The 6,034-nt window shown below is 61.6% G+C and carries 5 protein-coding genes and 1 pseudogene; 5 read left to right on the top strand and 1 reads right to left on the bottom strand.

What is annotated here, in order from left to right; genetic code table 11:
• The 3 genes and pseudogenes from ACOJB8_RS40535 to ACOJB8_RS40545 all read left to right on the top strand — a co-directional run.
• Nucleotides 1–243: transposase (locus tag ACOJB8_RS40535; RefSeq protein WP_475017842.1), on the top strand; the 243-nt coding region annotated here is incomplete at its 5' end.
• Nucleotides 244–707: 464 nt separating this feature from the next.
• Nucleotides 708–806, top strand: a pseudogene (locus ACOJB8_RS40540) (amino acid ABC transporter substrate-binding protein); the annotation flags it as partial.
• A gap of 99 nt (nt 807–905) precedes the next feature.
• Nucleotides 906–1,196, top strand: a complete 291-nt coding sequence (locus ACOJB8_RS40545; protein ID WP_342925442.1) for a hypothetical protein — start codon at nt 906–908, stop codon at nt 1,194–1,196.
• Nucleotides 1,197–1,342: 146 nt separating this feature from the next.
• On the opposite strand, the gene ACOJB8_RS40550 is transcribed toward ACOJB8_RS40545, so the two are convergent.
• Entirely contained in the window at nt 1,343–2,401 is a 1,059-nt protein-coding gene (locus ACOJB8_RS40550) for an IS630 family transposase (protein WP_475017845.1), read from the bottom strand.
• A 70-nt stretch (nt 2,402–2,471) separates the two neighbouring features.
• On the opposite strand from ACOJB8_RS40550, the gene ACOJB8_RS40555 reads away from it, so the two are divergent.
• Together ACOJB8_RS40555 and xopAA are read left to right on the top strand one after the other, a co-directional pair.
• The gene (locus tag ACOJB8_RS40555) at nt 2,472–3,179 is read left to right on the top strand and encodes a transposase (protein WP_475017847.1); all 708 of its coding nucleotides are present in this window, start codon (nt 2,472–2,474) and stop codon (nt 3,177–3,179) included.
• 390 nt (nt 3,180–3,569) lie between these two features.
• The gene (gene xopAA / locus ACOJB8_RS40560) at nt 3,570–5,633 is read left to right on the top strand and encodes a type III secretion system effector XopAA (RefSeq protein WP_475017849.1); all 2,064 of its coding nucleotides are present in this window, start codon (nt 3,570–3,572) and stop codon (nt 5,631–5,633) included.
• Nucleotides 5,634–6,034: the final 401 nt, after the last annotated feature.

Raw genomic sequence — 6,034 nt, forward strand, 5'->3', positions numbered from 1 at the left:
CGTGGCTCCTCGGTTCGTCTTCTTCCGACAACTCTAACCCATTCGCCGGCCCTATTTGCACCAGAGCCCTTTGTACTGTTGCCGCGACGTTGGATGGTGGAGCATAGCTTCGGCTGGCTCAACCGCTTCCGCCGACTGACCAGAGACTACGGGCGATTGCCCAAAACCTTGGCTGGTCTGCATTTCGTCGTGTTCTCCGTGCTTATGCTCGTCCACTTTGCAGCCCTTAACAAAGGTGCATAACACCTTCTGATGTCACTATCGCGGGAAATCGGCGCCGCCGACGCCGCTGGTTCAAAGATTGCGCAACCAGGTGACGCTTGAGCGCGGTTGGAAAGTCGGAAACCTATACGTACAGCCGCTTGCACGCCCGTCCAATGTCTCGTCCATTTATCTCCGGAATTGTCCGATGTGCGACAAATGTTGGACATTTTCGACAGTCAGCTCGGTGGATGGGTTGTGTCTATATGACGGTCTGTCCGGCGTGCAAATTGCATTAGTCAATTGTGGACATCCGACCCACACGGAGGTGAGGATATGAGTAACTACAAGCGAGTTCGGTTTATCGGGGATCCGGCTGATTCGCCGTTATCGGTCTGGCAATCCATAGTGGTGATAGCGCGGCAATAAGGCCCCAAATTAGCCTCAATCCGCCGAAAGAACGTTGAATTCGCGTTGAGATTGCACAATGCGAAAGTTTGCGAATGGCGGTTGGCTTTTCGGTGGACGTGACCGAAGCAATTGTCGATGACGTCCGCAAGGTGCTTCGAAAACCGGTCCGACGTATGGTCTACATGCCTGTTACCAGGACGCTTTCTTAAGCGGCGCGCTCGACAAAGCGGGGTTGCTGAGCGCCAAGCGCGGCAAGAATCACACCGTCGCACGTCGATTCGGCGCAGTCGCTGGTGAGCATCGCACAGAGCCGCCTGAGCTATACCGATCTGGTTTGCGATATCGAGGGCGTGGTCACGGCGCGCGGCGCCGAGCCGGGAGAGGTGGTGCCATCCGGCTGCATCATCGTCCAGATCGCACCGAAGGCGCGGTGGATGCGATGTTCGACGTGCCCGCCGCGATCAAGGCCTTCTCGGCTGAAGTTCAAAGACGGTCTGATAGGTTGTCTGGAAGTGCTGGTCTCCGAAAAACGACCTGCTCTCCGCCGAGTTTGCGCTCGCCAGCCTGCAGGCCTCGCGCTTTAACCGGGTGGTCGGCGTGTATCGGGCCATGGGGCCGATGGGTATCGCCGATTCGCGTAAGCCGGTGGCGTTGGGGCGGCAGGTCAAACTTTGAGCGACTTCATCTTCAAAAAAGATATCAACATCGTGACACAAACATTTTGAGAAGCCTAGTCCGTTGAACCGGATGAATTGCACCGGATTCGCCGCGATGGATCGGAGTACTTCCATTTCAAGGGGAGCGCCTGCTTGTTGTATTGACGGATATAACGCATGAGCTTTTTGTCGAGATCCATGGTGCTGGTGAATACACCACGCGCAATGACGGCGCGCTGGATGCGGGCAAACCAGTTCTCGACCTGATTCAGCCATGACGAATACGAGGGGGTGTAATGTATCGAGACCTTCGGATGGTCAGCCAGAAATGCTTGAACGGCGTCGGTTTTGTGGCTGCTCACGTTGTCGCAGATCACGTGGATCTCCTTTCCGCGCGACTGGGCCGATACCACCTCGGTGAGGAACGCGACAAACTGGGCGCTGGTATGGCGTGGCGCGGTTTTGCCCAGCACTTCACCGGTGGCGACATTCAATGCGGCGAACAGGCTCAGGGTGCCGTTGCGTTTGTATTCAAAGCCATAGCTCTCGGCGCGCCCGGGCGAGAGCGGCAACATCCGGTCCTTGCGATCGAGCGCCTGGATGGCTGTCTTCTCGTCCACGCAGAACACCACTGCATGCAACGGCGGATTGAGGTACAGCCCGATCACATCAGCGGCCTTGGCCTCAAAGTCGGGATCGTTGGACACCATGTGGGTATCGAGACGATGTGGCCGAATGTCGTGCTTGCGCCAGATACGCTGCACCGTCATGAAGGCCATACCCAGCTGCGCCGCCAGTTTGCGGCTGCTCCAGTGCGTCGAGCCATCGGCCGGCTTGCGTCGCAGCGTGAAGTCGAGCACTCTCGCTTCAAGGCCTGCCAGGTCAGGTCGCGGCGCGCGACCTGGATGTCTGCCGTACAGGCCAGCCAGGCGCTCACTGGTGAATCGCGTTTGCCACGTTCTGATGAAGCGCGAATCGCAGCGCAATTCAGCCATGATCGCCGCACGCGAGGCCCCTTCGTCGAGCAGCAGGATCAACCGCGCACGCCTCACCAGACCAACGGCCATCGTGCGGCTGCGCTGCATCGACATCAGCTCTTCGCGCTCGGTTTCACGCAGATTCATTTTGCCCATGCACTATTAGATCAGTGCAATTTCATTGGCTTAACGGACTAGTGGCTAGGCGAATATAGAGGAGAACTGAATGGATTTTGAAGAGCTGACGGACGACGAATGGGCGCAACTATCAGCGCTTTTATCAAGCGCTCCGAGCAGCGTCGTGTTTCGACGCGGACGTCCTTGCGCCCCACCCCGCACAATCGCGAACGCCGTTCTGTGGCTCCTGTCAACGTCTCAGCCTTGGTCGAAGCTTCCCGTTTGCTATCCATCCCCGCCCACTTGTCGGCGGCGTTTCAATGAGTGGCTGACCAATGGCACATTGGCCGAGATGACTCGGCGGCTCACACTCGTCGGCCGCAGTTTCCCCAATTTGACTGAGCTGTTACACACCTCAGAAGCGTCGCAGGCGAAAGAAATCCACTCCCCATTTGAGACCGCTCAGCCCTGCATTCGCTGGAGTAGCCCTGAAACGTGGCAACCCAGCCAGCAAAAGGAAAATAGTGTCCTCTTGCGCTCATTGGGACCCATGGCACGCATTGCATTCCAGCTTGTCCCGGCGACCGACCCGGAGGTGTGTGATGTCACTGCTGCGCAAAGCAAAACTACTGCGGCGTCCCAGCCGACCGTCCTCACGGAAAAAGACGACACTCATCGTCGACCGAACGGCACGCTGGGTCGAGAAAGCGCAGATTTTGGACAGCCAGTTGCCGGTGAGGCGACGTCTAGGAACTGCGACACACCTCACGATTCCACACTCAATAGCCGGCGACGCGTTGGTGCCCGAGCCATATGAGGCTGCACGGCCTGCACGGAGACGGGCCCCATGGTTACGCCATCTACGTGATCGCCGAAGCGGTGCGCGACAGCAAATATCGCGCGAGTTTTGAGATCACAGGAAACAGCAAGCGCATCGAGCGCTCCGGCCTAATTGGACCGCATTTCGCCGACGTTGAGACCGCTCACCAATTCGCGCTCAAACGTGCACACGATTGGATCCGTCAACATCCATGGAGATACTGAATGATCAAGAAATGCTGCTCAATTCTTACGACTGCTATGGTGGATTTTCTGGCAGCGGGTTGTGCGTCAGCGCCGCAGTACAAGGCGACTCGTTGAACGGCGCCGCAAGACGCTCAGCCTCCGCCCGACGCCCTTAACGCGACAGAACCGAAAGGACTCGACCGTGAATATCGAAACCGCAAGCCGTCGCCCTTACGCGCATCCGCACAACCCGGAAGCGGTACCAGGCAGCGGCACCCTGTCGCCCACGGGCGCCACGCGCGCGCTCGCGCGCCCGGGACCGCCTTCGAACGCCGCGGCCGGCGTCGCGGACCTGCTGTCGATCTCCACCCGGCGGCCGTCGCTGCCCGAAGACATGCCGGCCATCGACGAAGGCGTCCGGGACTTGCCCCCGCGACCGGCTCGTTCCGGGGCGCAGCCGCCGCGCCGGCCCCATCCCGGCAATGCGAGGGACGTCGAGAGCGGGTTGCCGCTGCGCGATTGCTCGGCGCGGGTCGCCGCCTTCCTGGGGAACCTGTCGGTCGTTCAGGAACTCCAGCAGTTCGATGACGTCGAGTTCGTGGGCAAGCTGCGCAACGAGCTGGTCACCGAGCCCGGATGCCCCGAGCCGAAGACGCTGCTGGCCGCCATGAGCGAGAAGGTCGATGAACTGCGGTCGCACCTGGACAAGCAAGCGGCGACGCCGGAGGAGGCCGAGTTCCTGGCCGAGGCCCAACGCTACCTTGCACCGGTCATGACCAGCTTCGAGACCGACATCGACACCTTGCAGCACGACGCGAGCGCCGCCAAGCGGATGTTCCAAGGCGCGCTGACGCTGCTGCTCTACCCCCTGCCGCTGGCCACGCTGTTCAAGCAGAAGACGGGCACCTACGCCGCATTCAACATCGCCTCCTACACCTACACGGCGATACAGCTGGTCTCGCTCATGCGACGCCCGACGACGGACGCGAAGCTGTTCAGGAAGCACGCCATCAACCGGCACAGCCTGGTCTTCTTCATCTCGCTCGTCTATGCCGTCCCGACCTTCTACGACAAGGCCATGCCGCTGCAGCACAACGCCGGCTTCGTCGCCGGCGCGGCGGTGGCGCAAGGGGCGATGATGTTCGGCCTACGGCTGGGGCAGGACCTGATGGATTCGATGCGGCTGCGCTTCAACAGCGCGTTCAACCGCAGGCACGATCTTCCCGGCGGCTTCAAGGAACCCATCGAGGGGATCCTGGGCGACCTGCGCGCGGGTCTGCGCAAGATCGACGGCTTCGTCGGCGAGTTCCAGCAGGACCGGCGGATTACCCCGCACATGGACCGGCAGCTCACCTTCTTCAAACAAGACCTGTCCAGAATCGTGACGGGCCTTGAGCGGCTCGTGGCGACCGGGACGGGGCAGGAGAGCCCGGTCGCCGCCAGCCATAGCCTAGGTCCCCTGGATGCGGTGCGCCGGACGCTGGACGCCTCGTTCGCGAACAATCCCGCCCTGAAGGGAAAGCTGGCACTGGCGACCGTCGCCTTCGCCGTCCTCGGGTCGAACATCGCCCTGATGCGCAAGGACGGGCTGGCCCTGCCCGACTTCATCGCCGATGCGGTCGTCTCGTCGACGTTCCTGCTCTGTGAAGCGCTGAGCCCGCACGTCTCGCTCACGGGGATGAACGACAGCGTGAGCGACACGGTCGGCGGCATGACGATCGGCCTGCCCTTCTCCGTAGCCGCGCTGATGAACGGCTACATGGACGACCCCAGGGGCAACCCCTCGGGCTTCATCGCCGGGACCGTCGGCTACACGGCGGCCTACATGCTCTTCGGCCGGGTAGCCGGCGACGTCCTGTCCAAGGGCCTCATGGCCACGAGCGGAGCACTCGGCTGGGGCCAACGGCACGCGATCAACCTCGGCCGGAGCGCGATGGCCCTAGGCTTCGATCTGGTCGCCGGCCGCCGCTCGCCGGCTGCCGAGGGTGTGCACGCCGAAGCCGAGGTCGAGATGGCGGGCGTGGCGCGCGATCCGCTGTTCTTCAGCCCCTCGCAGCGGGCGTCCGCCGAACGTACCCTGGTCGATACGCTCGCGCAGATCGGCACCGAGTGGCACGACGCGCGCGACGAATGGGAAGACGGATCCGAGGGGACGGCAAGTGGGGACGACACCTGGTTCGACGCAGCGGCGGAACTGCCCGTGCAGCCGGCGCCCCAGTCGGAACATGCGGCACTGCAGGCGCATGGTGGCGCGCAGGATTCCTGAGGGTTCTGTCGCGTTAAGGCTAATTTTGCCCAACCCCCAAAAAAGTAAAATCAGGCGAAGGCTCCCTCTGCCGGCGCCCCTTCCCTGAGCGACTTCGACCAGTAGCGATGTCTGCATATCGAGCGGCAAGCGCGTCAATGTCGACCTCGGACGTCGGGTCGTCGAATTCGCGCCTGAGCCTCCTCAAGTACTGCTTGCGGGATGCTGCGGTGTTCGGCGGGCAGTTCCCTGATGGCGGCGACTATGCTGTGAATCCGCGCTGTCCGGCCCGCCTCAGGAAGTACATCGACCCGGTGGGCGAGTTCGGTCAGGGGGGGCTGCGGTGTTGGTTGTGTCGCGTTAAGGACGATGCGACGATCAGGCGCCTGAGATGAAGAGGATTGCTTACATCACGAGAGAAT

The organism is Paraburkholderia sp. BR10141 (genome assembly GCF_056155635.1).